Source organism: Pseudomonas sp. NFIX10, from assembly GCF_900111955.1.
Classification (GTDB): Bacteria; Pseudomonadota; Gammaproteobacteria; order Pseudomonadales; family Pseudomonadaceae; genus Aquipseudomonas; species Aquipseudomonas fluorescens_AA.
Genome location: NZ_FOKH01000009.1, coordinates 42,003 through 63,031, shown reverse-complemented (window position 1 = coordinate 63,031; position 21,029 = coordinate 42,003). Strand labels below are relative to the sequence as shown.

17 protein-coding genes and 1 pseudogene are annotated in these 21,029 nt (G+C 58.7%); 12 read left to right on the top strand and 6 right to left on the bottom strand.

Annotated elements, in window-relative coordinates; translation table 11 throughout:
* The first annotated feature begins 139 nt into the window (after positions 1-139).
* The gene (locus BM321_RS10605; protein ID WP_092442468.1) at positions 140-1,003 is read left to right on the top strand and encodes an alpha/beta fold hydrolase; all 864 of its coding nucleotides are present in this window, start codon (positions 140-142) and stop codon (positions 1,001-1,003) included.
* 88 nt (positions 1,004-1,091) lie between these two features.
* Here BM321_RS10605 and BM321_RS10600 read toward each other — a convergent pair whose 3' ends face one another.
* A complete protein-coding gene (locus tag BM321_RS10600; protein WP_092442467.1) occupies positions 1,092-1,862 on the bottom strand; it encodes an alpha/beta fold hydrolase in 771 nt (256 codons plus the stop codon).
* Positions 1,863-2,292: 430 nt separating this feature from the next.
* Positions 2,293-3,975 (bottom strand): diguanylate cyclase, encoded by a 1,683-nt coding sequence (locus BM321_RS10595; protein WP_092442466.1) that lies wholly within the window; start codon positions 3,973-3,975, stop codon positions 2,293-2,295.
* A 378-nt stretch (positions 3,976-4,353) separates the two neighbouring features.
* On the opposite strand from BM321_RS10595, the gene BM321_RS10590 reads away from it, so the two are divergent.
* The 5 genes from BM321_RS10590 (at position 4,354) to BM321_RS10570 (ending at position 9,445) form a co-directional block, all read left to right on the top strand.
* Positions 4,354-5,265 carry a LysR family transcriptional regulator gene (locus BM321_RS10590; RefSeq protein ID WP_092442465.1) on the top strand — a complete coding sequence of 304 codons (912 nt, stop codon included), beginning with the start codon at positions 4,354-4,356 and terminating at the stop codon, positions 5,263-5,265.
* A 111-nt stretch (positions 5,266-5,376) separates the two neighbouring features.
* Positions 5,377-6,306 (top strand): hydroxymethylglutaryl-CoA lyase, encoded by a 930-nt coding sequence (locus BM321_RS10585; RefSeq protein ID WP_092442464.1) that lies wholly within the window; start codon positions 5,377-5,379, stop codon positions 6,304-6,306.
* Positions 6,307-6,331: 25 nt separating this feature from the next.
* Positions 6,332-7,522: a CaiB/BaiF CoA transferase family protein gene (locus BM321_RS10580; RefSeq protein ID WP_092442463.1), complete on the top strand. Its 1,191-nt coding sequence runs from the start codon at positions 6,332-6,334 to the stop codon at positions 7,520-7,522.
* A gap of 12 nt (positions 7,523-7,534) precedes the next feature.
* Positions 7,535-8,059 (top strand): gamma carbonic anhydrase family protein, encoded by a 525-nt coding sequence (locus BM321_RS10575; RefSeq protein WP_092442462.1) that lies wholly within the window; start codon positions 7,535-7,537, stop codon positions 8,057-8,059.
* Between the two features lie 69 nt (positions 8,060-8,128).
* Complete coding sequence (locus BM321_RS10570; RefSeq protein WP_092442461.1) at positions 8,129-9,445, top strand: MFS transporter; 1,317 nt, start codon at positions 8,129-8,131, stop codon at positions 9,443-9,445.
* Between the two features lie 57 nt (positions 9,446-9,502).
* On the opposite strand, the pseudogene BM321_RS10565 reads toward BM321_RS10570, so the two are convergent.
* Positions 9,503-9,773: pseudogene (locus tag BM321_RS10565) on the bottom strand (winged helix-turn-helix transcriptional regulator); the annotation flags it as partial.
* Between the two features lie 268 nt (positions 9,774-10,041).
* On the opposite strand from BM321_RS10565, the gene BM321_RS10560 reads away from it, so the two are divergent.
* Complete coding sequence (locus tag BM321_RS10560) at positions 10,042-10,824, top strand: EAL domain-containing protein (RefSeq protein WP_092442460.1); 783 nt, start codon at positions 10,042-10,044, stop codon at positions 10,822-10,824.
* Positions 10,825-11,046: 222 nt separating this feature from the next.
* On the opposite strand, the gene BM321_RS10555 is transcribed toward BM321_RS10560, so the two are convergent.
* A complete protein-coding gene (locus BM321_RS10555) occupies positions 11,047-11,967 on the bottom strand; it encodes a LysR substrate-binding domain-containing protein (RefSeq protein WP_092442459.1) in 921 nt (306 codons plus the stop codon).
* A 207-nt stretch (positions 11,968-12,174) separates the two neighbouring features.
* Here BM321_RS10555 and BM321_RS10550 point away from each other — a divergent pair, with 207 nt between their 5' ends.
* Positions 12,175-13,059 carry a glycine betaine ABC transporter substrate-binding protein gene (locus BM321_RS10550; RefSeq protein ID WP_256574998.1) on the top strand — a complete coding sequence of 295 codons (885 nt, stop codon included), beginning with the start codon at positions 12,175-12,177 and terminating at the stop codon, positions 13,057-13,059.
* Positions 13,060-13,135: 76 nt separating this feature from the next.
* Positions 13,136-15,169, top strand: a complete 2,034-nt coding sequence (locus tag BM321_RS10545) for an NADH:flavin oxidoreductase (protein ID WP_092442457.1) — start codon at positions 13,136-13,138, stop codon at positions 15,167-15,169.
* A 48-nt stretch (positions 15,170-15,217) separates the two neighbouring features.
* On the opposite strand, the gene BM321_RS10540 is transcribed toward BM321_RS10545, so the two are convergent.
* Complete coding sequence (locus BM321_RS10540; RefSeq protein WP_092442456.1) at positions 15,218-16,114, bottom strand: LysR family transcriptional regulator; 897 nt, start codon at positions 16,112-16,114, stop codon at positions 15,218-15,220.
* A 231-nt stretch (positions 16,115-16,345) separates the two neighbouring features.
* On the opposite strand from BM321_RS10540, the gene BM321_RS10535 reads away from it, so the two are divergent.
* The 3 genes from BM321_RS10535 to BM321_RS10525 all read left to right on the top strand — a co-directional run bounded on the left by BM321_RS10535 (position 16,346) and on the right by BM321_RS10525 (position 19,268).
* Positions 16,346-16,972, top strand: a complete 627-nt coding sequence (locus BM321_RS10535; RefSeq protein WP_092168841.1) for a hydrolase — start codon at positions 16,346-16,348, stop codon at positions 16,970-16,972.
* A 499-nt stretch (positions 16,973-17,471) separates the two neighbouring features.
* Positions 17,472-17,855, top strand: coding sequence for a c-type cytochrome (locus tag BM321_RS10530; protein WP_092442455.1), 384 nt, complete (start codon positions 17,472-17,474; stop codon positions 17,853-17,855).
* 111 nt (positions 17,856-17,966) lie between these two features.
* Positions 17,967-19,268: a D-arabinono-1,4-lactone oxidase gene (locus BM321_RS10525; RefSeq protein WP_256573418.1), complete on the top strand. Its 1,302-nt coding sequence runs from the start codon at positions 17,967-17,969 to the stop codon at positions 19,266-19,268.
* A gap of 132 nt (positions 19,269-19,400) precedes the next feature.
* On the opposite strand, the gene BM321_RS10520 is transcribed toward BM321_RS10525, so the two are convergent.
* Positions 19,401-21,011: an arylsulfatase gene (locus tag BM321_RS10520; protein WP_092442453.1), complete on the bottom strand. Its 1,611-nt coding sequence runs from the start codon at positions 21,009-21,011 to the stop codon at positions 19,401-19,403.
* Positions 21,012-21,029: the final 18 nt, after the last annotated feature.

The following is a 21,029-nucleotide window of genomic DNA, read 5'->3' as shown; positions in this document are numbered from 1 at the left end:
TGCGATCTTAGCGAGTGTCAGGCTGACAGCAAAGTCAGGCTCACCCTTGGGACGAAACGCGGAGATAACTGCGTAAACGGTACCCGAAGACTACCTTGATCTATTGTGTGTAGTGAAAAGCACTCATTACGGGGTGATTATGTTCGAAGGTTTCCAGCTGGAAATGATCAGCTTGCCCGAGGCGACTTTGCGCGTTCGTTACGGTGGCTCTGGCCCGCCGTTATTGTTGCTTCATGGTCACCCCCGTACCCACACCACCTGGCATAAGGTTGCACCGCTGCTGGCCAGATCTTTTACGGTGGTCTGCCCGGACTTGAGAGGGTTTGGCAGGTCCAGTAAGCCGACGAACCCTCATGACTACGAAGCTTTTTCGAAGCGTGCAAAGGGCCGGGACTGCGTCGCGCTCATGGAGAGCCTTGGGTTCGATAAGTTCTATTTGGCGGGCCATGACCGAGGCAGTTACGCTGCTTTTCGCACAGCGCTAGACCATCCGTCACGGGTGTTGAAGTTGGCCGTTTTGGATGGCGTGCCCATCCTGGAAGCGCTTGAACGATGTGGGGCACGGTTCGCGTCCAAATGGTGGCACTGGTTTTTCTATGCCCAGCCTGACAAGCCAGAAAGGGCCATTCTCGCGAATCCAGAAGCGTGGTACGGGGGAGACGCAGAGGCCATGGGGCGAGAAAATTATGAGGACTTTCAGGCCGCGATTCACGATCCCGAAACCGTGATTGGAATGCTCGGTGATTACCGCGCAGGAATCGAGCTGGACCATCTGCACGACCAGGAAGACCGTCAGGCTGGTCGTAAGCTTCAATGCCCGCTCCACGTGATGTGGTCGTTGCAGGATGACCTGGAGGACCTCTATGGCGATGTGCTTGCGGTTTGGGCGCCGTGGGCAGAACAGAAAGTCACTGGCGCCGGCATTGACAGTGGTCATCACATGGCCGAAGAGGCGCCGGTCGAGTTGGCTTGCGCACTGGAGGCTTTTTTCTCCGGGCGATGAGCATCTTAACGGGGGCGGCGAAAAGCTCAATGCGACCTAGGCAACGGCAAAAGGCCCGCATGCGCGGGCCTCGTGTTGCCAATTGCATTTATTGCGCGGCTTTTTCGATCAGGTTAGCCACCACCTTCGGGTTGGAAAGCATCACCACATGGGAGGCGCCTTTCACCACGACGGTTTGCTTGGCGTGCGCACGCTCCGCCATGAACGCCATGGCCTGCGGAGGAATGTTCTTATCCTTGTCGCCATACACGAACCAGGACGGAATGGTTTTCCAGGCAGGATCCGTGGCGGCTTCGTTCAGCGCGGCGACGGTGATGGGGCGTTGGCCGGCCGCCATCAGGCGAGCTTCAGCCTCAGGCACATCGGCTGCGAACTGGTCGTGGAATTTATCCTGCTGGATGTAGAGATCCTTGCCACCATCGGCCAACTCGACCGGAGCCGACAAGGCCGAGGCGAGGGTGCCACCCGGGAATCGTCCAGACAGCTCTGCCGCGGTCTCGCCTGCTTCCGGGGTGAAAGCCGCCACATACACCAGGCCCTTCACGTTCTGATTGCCATACGCCGCCTCGCTGATCACCGCGCCGCCATAGGAGTGGCCGACCAGAACCACGGGTGTCTTGATGTTCTTGACGATGCTTGCCACCGATTGTGCATCACTGCTGACGCCACGTAGCGGGTTCGCCGCCGCAATGACCGGATAACCGTCTTTTTCCAGAATCTTGACTACGCCGTTCCAGCTCGACGAGTCGGCGAAAGCGCCATGGACCAAGACCACAGTGGGTTTGACGTCAGCAGCGTTTGCAAAACCAGTGGTTGCGAAAGCGGTGACGAGGGCCAGACCAGAAAGAAGCTTTTTCATGAGTGACTACCTGTAGAGAAGGAAAGGGCGGTTGCCAAGTGGTTGTGGTGCGCAATAAATGTTTGCGCGCTAATCAATCGAGATAAAATTATTGCATAAAATGTTTGCGCGCAAGATATTTCGAAGAGTTAATTCAAGATTCATATAAGTGATTGTTTTTAAATTGATATTTTTTTCGATGGGCGATGGGTTCAGATCGAACCCTTCGAACTGCGAGGGAAAGGGAAGGTGTTCCACCCTCTGGAGCATACCGTCGCGGTGACTTCATCGGGTGTTTTGGTGCTGACGTTGCTCCGGATGAGCTGGGAGGGTGTCAGGGCCGTTTTGTCCAAGGTCATACAGGCGTTGCGACGGCGATCGGAGAAAGAGGCCCCGCCCTTGGCTGCCTGTTGTTCTGAGGCTGCTTACGTTCTCCCTTCTCTATGACCGACTACGAAGCTACGCGGTTTTTCCCCCCGCGCTTGGCCTTGTACAGTGCGGCGTCCGCTGCTTGCAGCAATAGGGTTTGATCGGTCCCGTTACGCGTCGTCGAGGCCACGCCAAAGGATGCGGTCACGCTGAACGTCTGCACTCCATCCGTAGGGCTCATGCTTTCCAGCGAATCCCGGATGGATTCGGCTCGCAGGAGAGCGTCTTCAATGGAGCAATCCGGCAATATGACGATCAGCTCTTCTCCACCGAACCGGCAGGCGACATCGGTGGCTCTGATTGACTTCATGATCAAGGATGCCGTGCTTCGCAACACCGCGTCACCCGCAGAATGGCCATGGATGTCGTTCAGTTTTTTGAAGTTGTCCAGATCGAGCATGATGACGCTCAGGTCCACTGCATCTCGAGTGGCTTTGGAGAGTTCGCGCTTGAGCGTTTCCTCCATGAAGCGACGGTTATACAGGCCAGTCAGCGGGTCTTTAATCGACTGGACTTGCAGGACCTGGCGCATCCTGCCGTTCGCCAGTGCTAGCGCCGTTTGCTCCGCGGCAGCTTCCGCAAACTGGCGGCTGATTTCCTTATCGCTATTCCCGCCAGCATGCTGGATATGCAAGAGCCCCAGTGTTTCTCCGTAGGCTATCAGCGGCAGGCACCAGTGAATGTCGCCATCGTCGAACTCCGATTTGTCTGAGTAGTGGGCGCAGCGCAGCTCATGACGATGTTCAACCACATGGGCATGGCCTCGCCGTATGGCCCAACAGTCTTTGGGGCCGATGAGAGCGTCTGATTGAGCCTCGACATGGCCCCAGCTTGCGGCGGGTTGCAAAGCATCAGCCGAATTGCGGTACAGGTACAGCGTTCCGCTACTGCCGTCCAGTAACTGTTGGCAGTAAGTGCTGACCAGCTGGAGTGTTTCCTCTTGGCTCATCTCGGTCTGGAGCAGGCGAGCCATTTCTGCGAGCAAACCTATTTCTGTATTGCGCCGCTTAAGGTTTTTCAGGCTTTTGCCCAGTTGGGTGCTTGAAGAAAGCGCGCTAGCCGTCGATTCGGCCTGGCGTTTTATGGTCTGACGCATGGACACGTAAATGAAACGGCCCAGCACCAGCGTAAGCAGGAAGCTGGCGATGGAAACGGCGACGGCCCAACGCAAGTTGGCGTTAAGCCGGTTGTCCAGAACAGCCACTTCCTCGACTTCTGCTTGAATCAGCTCGCCTCCCAGGTCGCGGACCTGGTCCATGAGGTGCTTGCCGTTGCCCGTGGCGATTTCGGCCACCGTCGTAGCAGCACCTTGGGTGCTGCGCAGCTTGATCACCATTTCCAAGTGGTCCAGCTTCAGTGCGGACTTCTCGATGAAGTCCTCCACCTTGGCAATTTCAGCGGACGAATCGTTTCGATAGTTTTCACGAAGCAGCTTGATCGCATCGGGAAGCTGCGACGTGGCGACGTAATAAGGCCGCAGAAATGTCTCCATCCCCGTTAATGCATACCCGCGTTCGCCTGTTTCCGCATCCACGAGCAAACTTTGCACCGTGCGAATGCCGTCCAACTGCTTTTCTACCAGGTTGCGGTCATTACGCGTTTCGTTCGTCCAGAACAGGGTAAACGGACCTACCGCGGCCGTGACGGACATGACCAACGTGGCAGTCGCTGCTGCGAGGAGAAGTCTGGGTGTGCGATGGGGCATCGTCAGCTCCAATGGGATTCACATCTTTATCGGCAAGTAAGGTTAATGGCGTAGGTGTATCACGCTAAAACCGTTAGGCGGTCAAAAGATTGCCTATCCGCTGAGAGGTTGCGCGGTTTTACGCAGTATGACCAATTCGCTCGTAGGGGCGGCGGCATGAACCGCTCGGACTCGATGAAACCCAGCATGATCGGCAGATCACTTGTTCATCCAGCGGTGCGTGTTTGTACGCAGCTTTACAATCCTATGACCGGTCGTATGCTGGAGCAGGTGGGCAGGGTGGTCATTGCACACATCTGGAGCGACGACGCCCCCAAGGGAATCGAAAACGATAACCATATGTGGCGCGTGCCAGGTTGCGGCTTGAGGGGGACATAAATGCAGCATCTGGATCATTTCTCCTTGCACCTGTTCATTCTGGTCTGCGAGGAAGGCACCATCGCACGGGCCAGTGAGCGGGCATTCCTCGCCCCGTCGGCGGTCAGCAAACGGCTGTCCGACATTGAGGCGCGCTTTGGTACAGCGTTGCTCAAGCGCAGCAAGCGCGGGGTTGAGCCCACACCGGCGGGGCAGGCCTTGCTGCGGCATGCACGCTCACTCACGCGTGCGATGGAAAAGCTGGACAGCGAACTCAGCGAGTACGCCGAAGGGGCTCGCGGACATGTCCGGGTGTTAGCGAACGTGTCGTCGATCATGGAGTTCCTGCCGGAAGAACTGTCCGATTTCATGTTGGACAATCCCAGAATCCAGGTCGACATCGAAGAGCGTTTCAGCCCCGATGTGGTCCGCGGCGTAGCCGAAGGAAATGCCGATCTGGGCATTTTCCGGCGGTCGATGGCCGTGGGCGATCTCGAGTTTTTGCCGTATCGCCAAGACCACCTGGCCGTGGTGGTCAGCGCCAGTCATCCCTTGGCCGACCGTACCCGTATTGCCTTTGAAGACACACTGGCCTTTGATCATCTGGGCCTGTCCGCCTTCGCCACACTGAACACCTTCATGCGCGAAGACGCGGAAAAACATGGCAAGGAGCTGTGCTTCCGATCCTATGTGTCGTCATTCGATGCCGCGTTCCGCCTGGTTCAGTTCGGTCTGGGGCTGGCAGTGTTTCCGCTGGAAGCAGTGGCGCGATATGCGCAACTGTTTGACCTACGGATCATCCCCCTGACCGACGATTGGGCCCTGGGTGAGTTTGTGATTTGTGTGCGGGATCGTGATGCGCTGCCGCTTTCTGCGCGCCGGCTGTTGGATCACCTGCTGCTGCGTGCACCACCACGACAATCCGTTATCTGACCCGGTGTCGATCCATCGTGGTTGACGATGGATCAGGGCGTGAATAACGTCTTTTCGGTCTGAGTGTGACCCTCTAGTCTGAACCTGTGCTTCAGCCTGTGAGAGAACTTCATGACAACAATAACGATCAACGAAGTGGGCATGCGCGACGGCTTGCAGAGTCTTCAAGTCATCATGCCGACCACCGCCAAACGCCAATGGATCGATGCCGCCTATGCGGCTGGCGTACGCCATATGGAAGTCGCATCTTTCGTGCCCGCCAAACTGCTGCCGCAAATGGCCGATGCCAAAGAAGTCGTGGCCCACGCCTTGAGTTATCCGGATCTGATCGTCTCGGTGCTTGCGCCGAACCTGCGTGGATGTCGCGATGCACTTGAATCCGGCGCCCACCGCATCATTGCGCCGGTTTCCGTAAGTGAGGCCCACAGCCTGGCTAATGTGCGTCGCACGCCGCTGGAAATGGTCGAGGAGCTGGCGCGTATGTGCCAACTGCGGGCCGAAATGGGTTTGCACAACGTTCAACTCATCGCCGGGATGTCCGTTGCATTTGGCTGCACTCGTCAAGGCGAGGTGCCTTTGAATGATCTCTGCGAATTGACGCGTCATGTGCTGGAAGCCGGCTGTGATCTGGTTTGCCTCGGCGACACCACCGGCTACGCGAATCCCGGGCAGGTGGCGACCACCCTGCAGGCGGTGCGCGCCATTGCCGGTGACAAGCTCAGGGCTGCGCACTTTCACGACACTCGCGGGCTGGCGCTCGCCAACAGCCTGGTGGCCGTGCAGCAAGGCGTAACCGAACTCGATTCCTCCCTGGCCGGGCTGGGCGGTTGCCCGTTCGCTCCAGGTGCGTCCGGCAACACGGTGACCGAAGACCTGGTGTTCATGCTGCAAAGCATGGGCTACGACACTGGTATCGACCTGATCGCACTGATCGCGTCACGGGACGTGTTGCGCGCGGCCTTGCCCGACGAAACCCTTTACGGCTGCATTGCCCGCGCCGGACTGCCCCTCAATTACTCGCCAGTCGCCAACCGCGCTTGAGTCTGTCCGATCGAGGAAAACACTGATGTCCAGACTTCCATTGTACGGCATTCGTGTCGTCGAAATTTCTCATATGGTGATGGGGCCGACCTGCGGGATGATCCTGGGTGACCTCGGTGCCGAGGTGATCAAGATCGAGCCGACCCGGGGCGACGGCACACGCCGCCTGCTGGGGGCCGGTGCCGGGTTCTTTCGCACGTTCAACCGCAACAAACAATGCATTGCCATCGACGTCAACACGCCCCAGGGGCGCGACGCCGTGCTGGAACTCATCGACACCGCCGACGTGTTCATCGAAAACTTCAAACCCGGCCGCATGCAGGAACTCGGCTTCGGCTACGCCGCGATTCGTGAGCGTAACCCGCGCATCATTTATGCCACGCATAAAGGCTTTCTCAATGGTCCGTACGACAATCGCCTGGCCCTGGATGAAGTGGTGCAGATGATGGCTGGCCTGGCCTACATGACTGGCCCTGTTGGCAGACCGCTGCGTGCCGGCAGTTCGGTGAACGACATCATGGGCGGGATGTTCGGTGCCATTGGCGTGCTCGCCGCGCTCAACGACCGCAACGTCACCGGCGTCGGTCGTGAGGTGCAGAGTGCGCTCTACGAGAACTGCGTATTGCTCGCCGCCCAACATATGCAGCAATACGTCGTGACCGGGCAGGCGGCCGCGCCGATGCCGAACCGCATCAGTCCCTGGGCGATCTATGACGTGTTCGAGTTCGCTGGCGGCGAGCAGATGTTCGTCGCCGCCACTGGTGAAGGTCAATGGAACGTCTTGTGCCAGTTGCTGGGCCAGACCGCGCTGCTCGACGACCAGACCCTCGCCACCAACAATGATCGGGTACTGCAACGCCCGCGGCTGCTGGCTCACCTGGCTGAAGTCTTCGCGACCATGGATGCGCAGGCATTGGCTCTGCAGCTCGAAGCCCACAGCATTCCATTCGCGCCGATTCGTCGCCCGGAAGAATTGTTCGAAGATCCTCACCTGCTGCAAAGCGGTGGGCTGGCGAATCTGGAGCTTGAAGATGGCTCGTTCACCGCCATGCCATTGCTGCCGTTGTCCCTGGATGGCGAGCGTCTACAACCCCGTCGATCGATTCCACGTATCGGCGAGCATACCCACAAGGTTATGCGCGAGTTGGGCTACAGTGACGAGCATATCGCCGAACTCTGTGCGGCTGGCGTACTAAAAACCGACGCTCGGATTTAAGGAGGGACTGTCATGGCGATCTATCAATACGACACGCTTATCCCCTCCATTCACCCCGAAACCTTCGTCGCCGAAGACGCCACTGTCATCGGCAATGTCACGCTGGAGCAGGGCGTCAGTGTCTGGCCCCAGACTGTTCTGCGTGGTGACAACGAGCCGATTCGCATCGGCCAGCACAGCAATGTGCAGGACGGGGCTGTGCTGCATGCCGACCCGGGATTTGCGCTGACGGTGGGCGAGGGCGTCACCATCGGTCACCAGGCCATGTTGCACGGTTGCACCATCGGCGATGGTGCGCTGATCGGGATTCAAGCGGTTGTCCTCAATGGTGCGGTCATCGGCAAGAACTGCCTGGTTGGCGCTGGCGCGATTGTCACCGAAGGCAAGGTGTTCCCGGACAACTCCCTGATTCTGGGGGCACCGGCCAAGGTAGTGCGAGAGCTGACACCCGAAGCGATCGTTGGTATGCACCGAAACGCCGAGGACTATGTCACCAAGGGGCAGGCTTACCGGGAAAAACTGATTCGTATCAGCTAAAAATCTGTCGGGTAACGTCTCTAGATGGACGTTGCCTCTCTCCAATAATTACAACAATGGAGAAACATCATGGTTGCCATGACTGGCGATATCGCGCTTGCGCGCAGCGAAGAAACGATCAACGAACTGCTGCTCTATCGGCGCGTGGCCTGGCGCATTATGCCGCTGGCCATTATTTGCTTTTTGTTTTCCTATTTTGACCGGATCAACATCAGCTTCGCCAAGACTCAGATGCAGCATGAGCTGGGCTTGACCGACGCGGCGTATGGTTTGGCCGCGAGCATGTTTTTTATCGGCTATGTACTGTTCGAAGTGCCCAGCAGCCTGGGGCTCAAACGTTACGGTGCGCCTGCCTGGATCTGCCGGATCATGGTGTCGTGGGGGCTGGCCACCGCAGCGATGATGTTTGCCTACACTCAATACACCCTCTACTTCTTGCGCTTCCTGATTGGCGTGATGGAGGCGGGCTTTGGTCCGGCGATCCTGTTCTATCTGGCGTGCTGGTTCCCCAAAAAGCACCTGGCGAAAATGAACGGCCTATGGTTCCTGTCAGTGCCTTTGGCTGGAGCGGTCGGCGGACCCGCTGCTGGAATCCTGCTGGCCTCTATGGATGGCGTGTTTGGCCTCGCCGGCTGGCACTGGTTGTTCCTGATGTCCGGGCTACCGTGCGTGGTGCTGGGCGTGTTGGTGTTGTGGAAGCTCGATCGTGATATCGAGTCTGCCAAGTGGCTGAGCCGCGCTGAGAAGGACCTGCTGGTCGCGAACCTTGAGCATGACAAAGTCAACCAGAAGCCAGTTTTGGGCTCTCTATGGCGTGTATTGCTGACGCGGGAAGTCGCGATCATGGCGTTCCTATACTTCGTGATCAAGTCCGCTTCCTATGGCCTCAACTTCTGGATGCCGCACCTGATCAAATCCTCTGGCATTCAAAGCCTGTTGTGGGTCGGGATGCTGTCGGCGCTGCCATACATCGTTGCCTGCATCGGTATGATCTGGCTGACACGACGCTCCGATCGAACCGGAGAACGTAAAACCTATCTGGTCCTGTGCCTGATGGCAGCAGCCGTCGGCTATCTGTTGGCCTGCCTGTTCTCGGACTCTTCCTGGGCCATGATGGCGGCACTTTTGCTCGCTACGGCGGGCACTTTTATAGCGATCCCGATTTTCTGGACCATTCCGCAATCGACCTTTTCAGGATTGGCGATCGCTACGGGAACTGCGGCGATCAACTCCATCGGTCAACTTAGCGGCATAGTTGCACCCGTGATGGTGGGCAAGATCAACGATCTGTCCGGCTCTACCTACATGGGCATGCTTTCCATTGCTCCGCTGATTTTGATCGCCTGTTTCGTCGTCATGCGTTACGTCAAGAATCCCAAATCCTGACGGGACTCCGGTCGTTCCTCACTTCTGCTAACGACCAACGCTGTTCAACGCTGGCGATTACTCAGACGCTTCTGGATCTGCTGGAATCGGTGTGGGAATTTTGCCATGAAGGTTTATGGCCATCCTGGCTGTCGAACGTGCGATGCGCCTTGCGGAAGTCGTCGACGTTTTCGACTACTCAAGTCCAAATAGGTGACATGCGGATCAACAGTCCCATGCCCAGCGGAGTCAGCTCGTACTCGACACGGGGCGGAATCTCATCGAACGCTCGCCGAATCAGTAGACCCTCACGCTTCAGGGAGCGCAGCGTCTTGGTCAACACTCGCTCATCCAGGCAACTGGTTTCAGGAGTCATCATGGCCGAAGTGACTCATCTTCGCGCCCAATCGATCGCTCGTTCTGAGCACCGGAGAACTCGACCGCTGCAGACCTGGTGAACGATTCGATGAGCCGTTGGCTGAAGTCTTCGCACGTTTCGATACCGTAATAGGCACCACGGTGCATTCAGAAACTTCGGCCCGCGCCGATTCAGGTGGTGTCGGCTACAGTTCTTTGTACCCGCAGGGATGTATCACGATCGCCACGGAATATTAATCATGACGAAACGCCCTCCGTTCCAATCGCTCGGCTGCGCTGAATGCCGCAACCATGAGGCGTTGGGGTTTGATTTCACCATGGCCTTCCAGCCTATTTTCAACGTCCGGACACGCGCTGCGTTTGCTTATGAGGCGTTGGTCAGGGGCATCAACGGCGAATCGGCTGGCTACATCCTGGGGCTCGTGAACGACAGCAACCGCTACCGATTCGACCAGGCTTGCCGGGTGAAGGCCATCGAAGAAGCCGCAAGGCTGGGGTTGCTGGACATTCCCGACTGCTTGCTGAGCATCAATTTCCTGCCCAATGCCGTATACCGGCCAGAGACGTGTATCCGGGCCACCCTGGAAGCGGCGCGCCTGACCCATTTCCCGTCAGAGAGGCTCATGTTCGAAGTGACCGAAGGCGAGAAGGTGGTAGACCCCGAGCACCTCAAATCGATTTTCGTGGAGTACGCGCGTCAGGGTTTCATTACCGCCGTCGACGATTTTGGCGCGGGCTATTCGGGCCTTAACCTGCTGGCCATGTTCCAGCCACAGGTATTGAAGATTGACATGGCACTGACCCGAGACATCGATCGAGACTCGGTCAAACAAGCGATCGTCGAAGGCATCATCCTGGTCGCCAGACGCTTGGATATCCTGATCATCGCCGAAGGTGTCGAGACCCGTGAAGAAAGCTCGACGCTGCTAGGCATGGGTATCGAACTGATGCAGGGATATCTGTATGCAAGGCCTGCGGTCGGTCATCTCCCGGCTGGATGCTTCGATGACGGCGTGCGGTAACGGCGGGCTCGAATTCATAGGTTCGCTGCGGCAGGAGTGCTTCATGGGCCCATCCAGTTATCCAAGAAATCCGTGAGTATGTCTGTGGATAACCGTGCTGATGCCCGGTGGGCAGGGGGTTTTAACGGGCGCTCAAAAAATGTACAGGCAGGTTGGCATCATGGGTTCAGACGGGTGTTTGGCCTCGTCCGAAGAACAGACACGCTCTCGCTCGGAGCTGGATCAGCGGCGGCTCATGTCCGCCAATAACCATTCACGAAACACCTCGGCTGCCGAAACACCGATGCTGGTGGGATTCAGCGCCAGGTAATACCCTCGGCTGGTACGGTACTCATGGGGCAGAACCCGAACGAGGGCGCCGGATTCCAGCAGGTCGTCAATCATCGCGCCCCATCCCAGCGCGATGCCTTCGCCTTCCAATGTCGCTTGAAACAACAACGCAGAGTTGTTGAACGACAGCGCCGGTGTAGGCGGTGCATACGTGACGCCCATCTGTTGCAGCCAGACAGGCCAGTCCACCACGGGCCAGCGAATCCAGCGCCAGTGTTCACGGTCCAGGTGAAGCAAGCGTTCCTCCAGCAATTGTCGCGGCTCATGCAGTTGGCGATCGCCCAGATAGGAAGGGGAGCAGACAGCAAGTATCGTCTCATCGAAAAGCCGATCCAGCCTGACCCCGGGGCCCTGTCCTTCGCTGCCGGTGGTGAACCCGATATCGATGTTTTCGCCCACCAGATCAAAATCGCGATCCAGTGCCAGCAGGCGCACGCCAATGTCCGGATGCGCTCGCTGGAAGGCTTGAAGGCGAGGGCGCAGCCAGTATGTTGAAAAGCCGATGGTGGCCGCGAAGGTAATGACTCCGGAAACACCGTTGCGCAGATCGTGCACGGTGTCGGCAATGCGCTCCAGGCTTTGGTCCACGGTGGCATAGAGACGTCGGCCTGCCGAGGTCAGGCTGATATTGCGATGGCCGCGCACGAACAGCGGCTGCCCCAATGATTCCTCCAGTACCCGGATCTGCCGGCTCACTGCGGCCTGGGTCACACACATTTCCCGCGCTGCCGATGTGAAACTCAGCAGGCGTGCGGCCGCTTCGAAAATCACCAGGGCAGTCAGCGGTGGCAGGCGACGACGTAGTTTTTCCATGGAGAGCGGCCCTTGCGGCTGTTACCGAATGACTCGGCATTCACATTACAAAAGGTTATCCAGCAACCTGACTTTAAATCGTTTGAGCGGCTTGACGTCGTCTGGCTTGATTGAAACGCACCGATCAGGCCCGCCAGGCCTTCAGGGCTTGGTCTATTGGTCAACCTTGCAAAACCGATACCGTCAGAGGTCACTATGAACGCACTGATGAAAGGACTTACGCACGGCCTGAAAGTAATGGCAGTCGCAGGCTGTCTGCTAGGCGGCACCGCCTGGTCAGCCGAGCCGCAACCGATCCGTATTGGCTGGGTGGCCTGGCCCGATGCCGAGATCAGCGCCAAGCTCGCGGCTTACGCCATCGAACAGCAATTGCAACGCCCTGTGAAGCTGGTGATGGCCGATATCGGAATCCAATTCAAGGCCATGGAAAGTGGCGCCATCGATTTCATTCCAATGGTATGGCTGCCCACCACCCACAAGGGATATTGGGACAAATACCAGGACAAGCTGGAAGATCTCGGTGTGCTCTATGAGGGGCGCATAGGATGGACCATTCCTGATTCCATTCCCCGCGAAACCCTGAGCAGCATGGCCGACCTGAACAAGCCGGAAGTACGTGAGAAATTGCGCGGCACGATTCTCGGCCCGGAGCCAGGTACTGGCCAATCCACGTTGTCGCAAAAGGCCATGGAGGTCTATGGCATCACTGGCTACAAGCTGGTGTCGTCGTCCGGCGCTGCGGAAGTGACGCAGTTCGCCCGGGAAATCGAGCGTGGGCGTTGGAGTCTGCTCAATGGCTGGAACCCGCATTGGATGTTCGCCAAATGGAAGCTGCGTTATCTGGATGACCCCAAAGGCGTTTTCGGCAGCACCGAGCAGGTGCATGTCATCGGTCGCCCTGGTTTTCGCGAAGCGGAACCGGCCGTTGCAGCCTTCCTGAACAACTACAAATTACCGCTGCCGCAGCTTGAAGCGCTGTTATTGCAAGCCAAGGACAGCTCGGCCGACGCCGCGGTAAAAGCCTATTACGCGGCCAACAAGCCGACTTTTGACGCAATGTTTGCACCCCAGGCGACGGCCGCCGCGCAGTGATTGCCTGATGGCGCCTTTGTCTACAAGCCCAAGCCTTAAGGCTTCGGCTATCTCGGATTCCAGTGCGAGCACCGCCATGTCCAGTAATGATCCGCTGCTGCAACCCTTCGCCATCAAGCATCTGCAGTTGCGCAATCGCGTCGTCAGCACGTCACATGAACCCGCGTATACCGACCAGGGCATGCCACGGCAGCGCTATCGGCTCTATCACGAAGAGAAGGCCAAGGGCGGTGTCGCACTGACCATGATTGGCGGCTCCTCCATCGTGGCGCCGGACAGTCCACCGGCCTTCGGCAACCTTGAGATGTACCGCGACGAAATCGTGCCCTGGTTGCGCGAGCTCAGTGATGGCGTGCATCAGCATGGCAGCGCGGTCATGTGCCAGCTCACCCATCTTGGCTGGCGAGGCAGTAACTTTCACGCTGACTGGCTGCCGCTGGTGTGGCCTGGCCATGGACGCGAACCGACCCACCGCAGCTTCACCAAAAAAGCCGAAGACTGGGACCTGGCGCGAATCATTCAGCATTACGCCGATGCCGCGGAGCGCTGCAAGGCGGGGGGATTGGACGGCATCGAACTGGAGGCCTACGGTCATTTGATGGATTCGTTCTGGCTTCCGGCAAACCAACGTGACGACGGGTGGGGGGGCAGCCTGGAAGGGCGCATGCATTTTTCGCTGGAGGTGTTACGGGCGATCCGCAAGGTTGTGGGCTCTGAGTTCATCGTGGGCATTCGCATGGTGGTCGAGGATGATATGCCCGGCGGGCTGGGCCGTGAGGAGGGCCTGGCCATCGCGCAGACCCTGGTCTATCACGGCATCGATTTCATCAGCGTCATCAAGGGGCGTATCGACAACGATGTCGGCATCGCCAAGGTGATTCCCGGGATGGGCACCCCTGCCGGACCGCACCTGGAATTGGCAGGTGCCGTGAGGCGTGCGGTGTCGGTGCCGGTGATGCAGGCGGCACGGATCAGCGATGTCGCCACAGCCCGTCACGCCCTGCGTGAAGGGCTGGTGGATCTGGTGGGGCTGACCCGTCCGCAGATCGCCGACCCGCACTTGATTGCCAAGGTCTTGGCCGGCCACGAAGAGAGGATTCGTCCCTGCGTGGGGGCCAGTTACTGCATGGACCAGATCTATATCTCCGGCCAGGCTCACTGCCTGCATAACCCGGCTATTGGGCGAGAGAGCAAGTTGCCTCATGAGATCACCCCGTCGGGCGGCCCCGTTCGCAAGGTACTGATCGTCGGTGCCGGTCCTGCCGGACTGGAGGCGGCACGGGTATCTGCCGAGCGCGGACATCAGGTGACAGTGATCGAGGCCAACAGCCGGGCGGGCGGGCAGGTCCGTCTGGCATCCGTGCCATTGCGCCGTCGCGAATTGATCGGCGTGGTGGACTGGCGCGTCAGTGAATGTGAGCGCTTGGGCGTGCAATTTCGCTACAACTGCTATGCCGGGAAAGAGGAGGTGTTGGCGCTGTCACCGGACGTAGTGATCATTGCCACCGGAGGATTGCCGAACACTGAGGTTCTTGAGTACGGCAACGAATGGGTCGTCAGTACCTGGGATATCCTTGCCGGCGACGTCAAGCCGGCAGAATCGGCACTGGTGTTTGATTATAACGGCGGTCATCAGGCGCTGACCGCTGCGGAGTTCATGCTCGATCATTGCCGCGAACTGGAAATCGTCACGTCCGAACGCATACTCGGCCCGGACATTGGTGGTTTGAACACGCCGCCTTATCTGAAGGCTTTTGCCGAACATGGCGTGCAACAGACCTTGAGCCATCAACTGACGGGTGTGCGGCGTGAAAACGGCAGATTGGTGGCGACCTTGCGCAACAGGTACGCGGATATCACCAGCGAACGGGTGGTGGACCAGGTCGTGGTTGAGCACGGCATCCTGCCGCTGGACGATGTGTATTTCGAACTCAAGGCGCTGTCGCGCAATCGGGGAGAACTGGATCATCAAGCCTTTATCGACATAAAACCCCAATTGCTGGGGGAGGGCGGTCCTGGGTTTCAGTTGTTCAGGATTGGCGATGCGGTGAACAGCCGGGATATTCACGCCGCGATTTATGACGGGATGAGGTTGTCCATGGCGCTTTAGCTTGAGTCACGAAGTGACCATGAACAACCCGTGGTGATCTTTGTCGCATCAAATACGAGCAGGCCCCGCAAAGTGCGGAGACTGTCCGAATGACTCGATCAGAAGCTCTGTGAGCATTCGTATCTTCCGTGCCGGATGCTGGCCTGGCGGACGGACCACGTACACACCTGCCGGGGGTGGTGGATACCGGGTCATGATCGGCACGAGCGCCCCTGAGTTCACATGCTCATAAGTCAGGCAATCCGGTAGGTATGCGATGCCGAGTCCCGCGGTTGCGGCAGCCACGAGCGCTATGCCGTTGTCCGCCTTGAAGCGGCCCTGCGGACGAACCGTGATGACCTTGTCACCCTCCATGAATTGCCATGCGTCGGTACCCTGCAGGAGAGCCTCATGGGCAATGAGCTCGTCCGGTGTCTCGGGTGCCCCATGCGCTTTTATGTAGCCTGGGCTCGCGACGAGTTTCGTGTAGATCGGGCCGATTTTCCTCGCGATCAAATTGGAGTCGGAGAGGTATCCGACGCGTATCGCACAGTCGAACCCCTCGGCAATGAGATCAACGAAGCGATCGCTGTAGCAGGTCTGGATATGAAGCTCGGGGTGACGGTGTGCCATTTGCGCGAGCATGGGCGCGAAATGGGTCGGGCCAAAAGACAGCGGCGCCGCGACGCGTAAGCGACCACGAAGGGCGCCTGTCGGCAGGATCGTTTCTCTGGCTGCCTCGATTTCGGCGCAGACCCTGGCCGCGTAATCTCGGAACGTGGCCCCGGCTTCAGTGAGGGCGGCCCCGCGCGTGGTTCGTGCAAGCAACTGGATGCCAAGTTCCGCTTCAAGCCGGGCGAGCCTGCGGCTGACGATCGACTTGGATACGCCAAGCCGGAGCGCCGCAGGCGAAACGCCCCCTGCGTCAGCCACTTCCACGAATGTTTGCAGCTCTTCTATATCCACGTCAGCGTTCCTCTTTGTGCGACACAGTTAGCCTCGTGTTGCGACTACTGCGTCGGAAATGGGAACAGCATAATCCTTGCTTCCGGGCAATGTCGCCAGTGGCACCTGTTGCCTGGAAACCCAAATCCACTGACAACATCAGTAGACACTTCGTCAGGGCCATGCCCGTTCATACGAGTGAGCGTTGGCTCTCTGGCACACGTGCATCACAACTGAGAACAGGACCAGACAATGACAAGCGAGACGATTCGCAACCCCCATACCGACCATCTCTTATCGCCTGAGAATTGCGCGCTGATCATCATCGATTATCAGCCGATCCAGGTCTCCTCGATTCGCTCGATGCCCCGTGACGAGCTCGTTTTCAACATCACGAGCGTTGCCAAGGCGGCCGTCAACTATAACCTTCCTATCATTCATTCGACGGTCAACGTCGCGACCGGTCGCAATAAACCGCCGATCCAAGCGTTGCAGGACGTGCTCGGCCATCTGCCGACTTATGACCGCACCTCGATCAATAGCTGGGAAGACACTGAGTTCAAGCAGGCAGTCAAGGGCATCGGCCGCCGCAAGCTCATCATGACCGCGCTCTGGACCGAAGCCTGCCTGACTTTCCCTGTACTGGACGCGATCCAGGAAGGCTATGAAGTGTATGTGCCGGTCGATGCGGTCGGTGGCACGTCAGTCGCCGCGCACGAGGCCGCCCTTCGTCGAATCGAACAGGCGGGCGCGAAACTCATCAGCCGTGTGCAGATGTACTGTGAGCTCCAGCGCGACTGGGCACGGGAGTCGACTGTTCCGGGCTTTATGGGGGTCTTCGAAAACTTCGACGGTTTTAACGCCGAGAAGGCGCTCTAGAAGGCGCCCCGGCACAACTCAGGAAGTTGCAAACAGGATGGGGGGTGGCGCTTGCGAAAGTCGCCACCTTCATTACCTGCCGGTGGCTCAGCGGGTCGTAGGTCGCGATGCGTTTTTCTGCCCAATGGCTTCGCCCACGGTCGCGATCCTTGGTGCAAGCAAGTGCCCGGCGGATCATGGACGCCGCCTGACGAAAGGACACCAGGCAGTCCGGGTTTGGAAGGTCCGCTATCTCAAACCCAGGCCCATGCATAAACGTACCGGGTCAATACCGAAGTCCTTGCTCATACCGGCAAGGCAGCGCAGGAGACGCCAGTCGAAACAACAGGTTTATCCCATTCAAGCTGGCGATTGGCCAAGCGTGGCCGTTAATGCCCCCTTTCTGGCCACGCCTACCCTCAACAGTGCCGGGCTCCTGACTTAATGTGCCGTTAACTGCATACGCGGTCGCTTCCCATAACAAAAAGCCTGTCAGACGAGCACTCCCGAGAAGAAAGCCATGTGGCCATCCCCCCCGTTTTCCCTGCGTATCGTTCCTATAAGCCTGCTGGCAGCCTTGATTGGCCTGCTCAGTGCCTGCGGTGATAAGTCACCACCAGCGGCCACCACTGATCATGCCACCAACGCGATGCCCTCGGACCCGTCACTCGCGCCCATCTATGACACCAGTTGCAAAATCTGCCATGCCAACCCGGCCTCGGGCGCACCGCAAACCGGCGATGCCAAGGCGTGGACCCCCAGGATCGCGCAGGGGGCGGACACGCTGCTCGACCACATCATCAATGGCTATAACGGCATGCCACCCATGGGGCTCTGCGTGCAGTGCTCGGAAGAACAATTCCTGGCGCTGACGGCTTTTATGTCCAGCCAGGAAATCCAATAGAACAATCGGGAAAACCTCATGGCTACGGATATCTCACGACGTCAGCTGTTGCAGAGTGCTGCCATAGCCGGCGCGTTTACGGCATTAACCAGCAACAGCGCGTTGGCTCAGATGCTTCGTGCGCCTCGACTTATCCCTTGGCGCAATTGGTCCGGCGGGCAAAGCTGCCTGCCTCTGAAGAGGCTGGCGCCAAAGGATCTTGATGAACTGATTCAAGTCATACGCCAGGCGCCGGGCAAGATCCGTCCCGTGGGCTCCGCTCACTCGTTCAGTGCGCTGGTGCCGACCGACGATACTATTTTGTCGCTGAGCTATTTCAACGGTTTGCTCGGTCATGACAGCAAGACGCTGCAGGCCGAGTTTGGCGCCGGCACGCCGATGTCGCGCATGGGGCCGGCGCTCAAGGAGATCGGTCAGGCGCTGAAAAACATGGCCGACATCGATTACCAGACCTTGGCTGGCGCTATCTCGACCTCGACCCACGGCACCGGAACACGCTTCACCTCGTATTCCGGGTTTGTCAGTGGCCTGCAATTGGTGACCGCCCTGGGTGAGGTGCTTGACTGCGACGCTACGCACAATACCGAGATTTACACTGCTGCGCGGGTGTCCTTGGGCGCCCTGGGCATTACCACCAAGGTGCGCATGCAAAACCGCACACCTTACCGGCTGCGTGAGCGTCAATGGGTCGCCAAGACAGAGGATCTGTTGGAGGACGTGGAAAAAAACGTTCGGGAAAACGATCATTGGGAAATGCTCGTGCTGACCCATTCCGACTACGCGCTTTCGATTGCCCTGAACGAAACCACCGACCCTGAAACACCGGCCCTCGGTCCAGAAGAGGCGAGCGCTAACGAGTTCGCCACGATCGTAGAGAAACTCGATAAGTACGGCAGCGACTTTCCCGCAGCCAGGCGCACATTGCTCAACAGCTTGCGCTTTATCGCCGATTTCGAAGACCGGGTCGGCGATTCGTTCAAGATCTACCCCAACGTGCGCACGATACGTTTCAACGAGATGGAGTATTCGGTTCCGGCGGAGGCTGGGCCTGCCTGCCTGCGCGAAATTCTCAAGCTGATCGACGACCGGAACCTCAGCACCTGGTTCCCCATCGAGTACCGCTATGTGAAGGCCGACGATATTCCCTTGAGCATGTTCGAGGGCCGCGACAGCTGTTCGATTTCGGTGCATCAGTACTACCAGATGGATCACCATAATTTCTTTGCCGCGGTGGAACCCATTTTCTGGAAATACGGCGGACGTCCCCACTGGGGCAAGTTGCATAGCCTCAATGCGCGCAACCTACAGGCGCTGTATCCGCGCTGGCAGGAGTTCACGCGCGTGCGTGAGCACCTGGACCCGGGCGGCAAGTTTCTGAATGCACACTTGTCTTCAATTCTGGGAGTGTCCTGATGAAACGCAGAGCCTTGCAATTCAAGAAGCTGCAAACAGGATGAGGGTGGCGCTTGCGAAAGCCGCCACCCTCATACCGTTCCATTTCAGATAGGGCAACCCTGAGGGCGCAGGGTTTTTTAGGTCGGACATTCAATCGGGCTGAAACGGCGATGCGCTGAGCACCACGCCAGTTTCGTCGACGTACTGCTGCCAGTGGCCAATCAAAATGGCCAGTCTGTCCGGCTGACTCAACGCCAGGTCATGGATTTCGCCCGGGTCCTGGCCCAGGTCATACAGCTGCCAGGTCGCCGGGCCCACGGGGCCGGGGATGTACACGGCTTTCCACTGGCCCTGGCGGATCGCGCGGCGGCCAAATAGCTCCCAGCCGGTGACGGTGTGTTCGTCGTGCACCTCGCGGGTTTCGCCCGACAGGAAGCCCAGCCACGATTTGCCGCGCAATGGCGCCACGGGCCTGCCGCGCCACTGTGTGCCGGGATGGCGTACGCCGGCCAGGTCCAGAATGGTCGGTGCAATGTCCATCACTGTGCCGAACCCATGGCTGATGCGCCCCTGGAGCGACAGCTGGGGGTAATGCACCAGCGCCGGCACACGAATCCCACCCTCGGTGGTAAATGCCTTGAACAGCCGCGACGGCGCCGTTGCCACCTGCGCCCACGACGGCCCGTACCAGACGTAGGAGTTGGCGCGGCCGATGTTGTCCAGGCTGTTGTCGTAATGCTGGTTGAGGTAGGTCAGCAACTGCGGCCCGAACTTGGGGAAGGCCTCCAGCAAGGCACCTTCGGCACCGTTATCGGACATGAACACAATGAACGTATTGTCCAATTGCCCTTGCTGGCGCAGGTACTCCACCACCCGGCCGATGTTCCAGTCCATGCGCTCGACCATCGCCGCATACACTTCCATGGCGCGGGCCGACACCTGCCGCTGCTCATCGGTCAAGGCGGCCCACTGGGTGTTCAATTCGATCAGCGGGTGGGGTTCGACATCGGCGTCGATCAACCCCAGGGCCTTGAGTTTTTCCAGGCGCTCCAGGCGCAATACTTCGGGGCCGGCGTCGTAGCGGCCACGGTATTTTTCAACGATGTCGGCGGGTGCCTGTAACGGCCAGTGCGGTGCGGAAAACGGCAGGTAGGCAAAGAATGGGCGGGCCTGGTCGCGCTCCTTGAGGTACTGCAGCAGTTTGTCGCCAAAGGCATCGGAGGAGTAGAAGTCCTTGGGCAGTTGCTCTACGAAGGTATCGTCCTCGATATACAGCGCCGGCGTGGATTTGAGCAGGCCCGGCGTGTGCTCGTCGTAGGTCGGTTCGAAACCGTAGTGGTTGGCCGCCCCTGGCAACAACGAGAACGAACGCTCGAAACCACGAGCGTGGGGCGCCAGTTCGGCGGTCAGGCCCAGGTGCCATTTGCCGCTCATCAGCGTCTGGTAACCGGCTTCGCGCAGCAGCTCCGGCAGCGCCACCACCTTATCGTTCAGGTAGCCTTCGTAGCCGGGCTTGCCGATCAGCTCGGGGGTGAGCGCCTCGGCCATGGTGCCGATGCCGGCGATATGGTGGTCGGTGCCGGTGAGCAGCATCGAGCGCGTTGGCGAACAGGTGGGGGCGGTGTGGAAATCGGTCAACCGCAGGCCATTCAGCGCCAGGGCGTCCAGATGCGGCGTGGCGATTTCCCCGCCAAACGCACCCAGGTCGGAGAAACCCATGTCATCGGCCAGGATCACTAGAAAATTGGGACGTTGCGGCATCAAGGCGCTCCTCGTTAG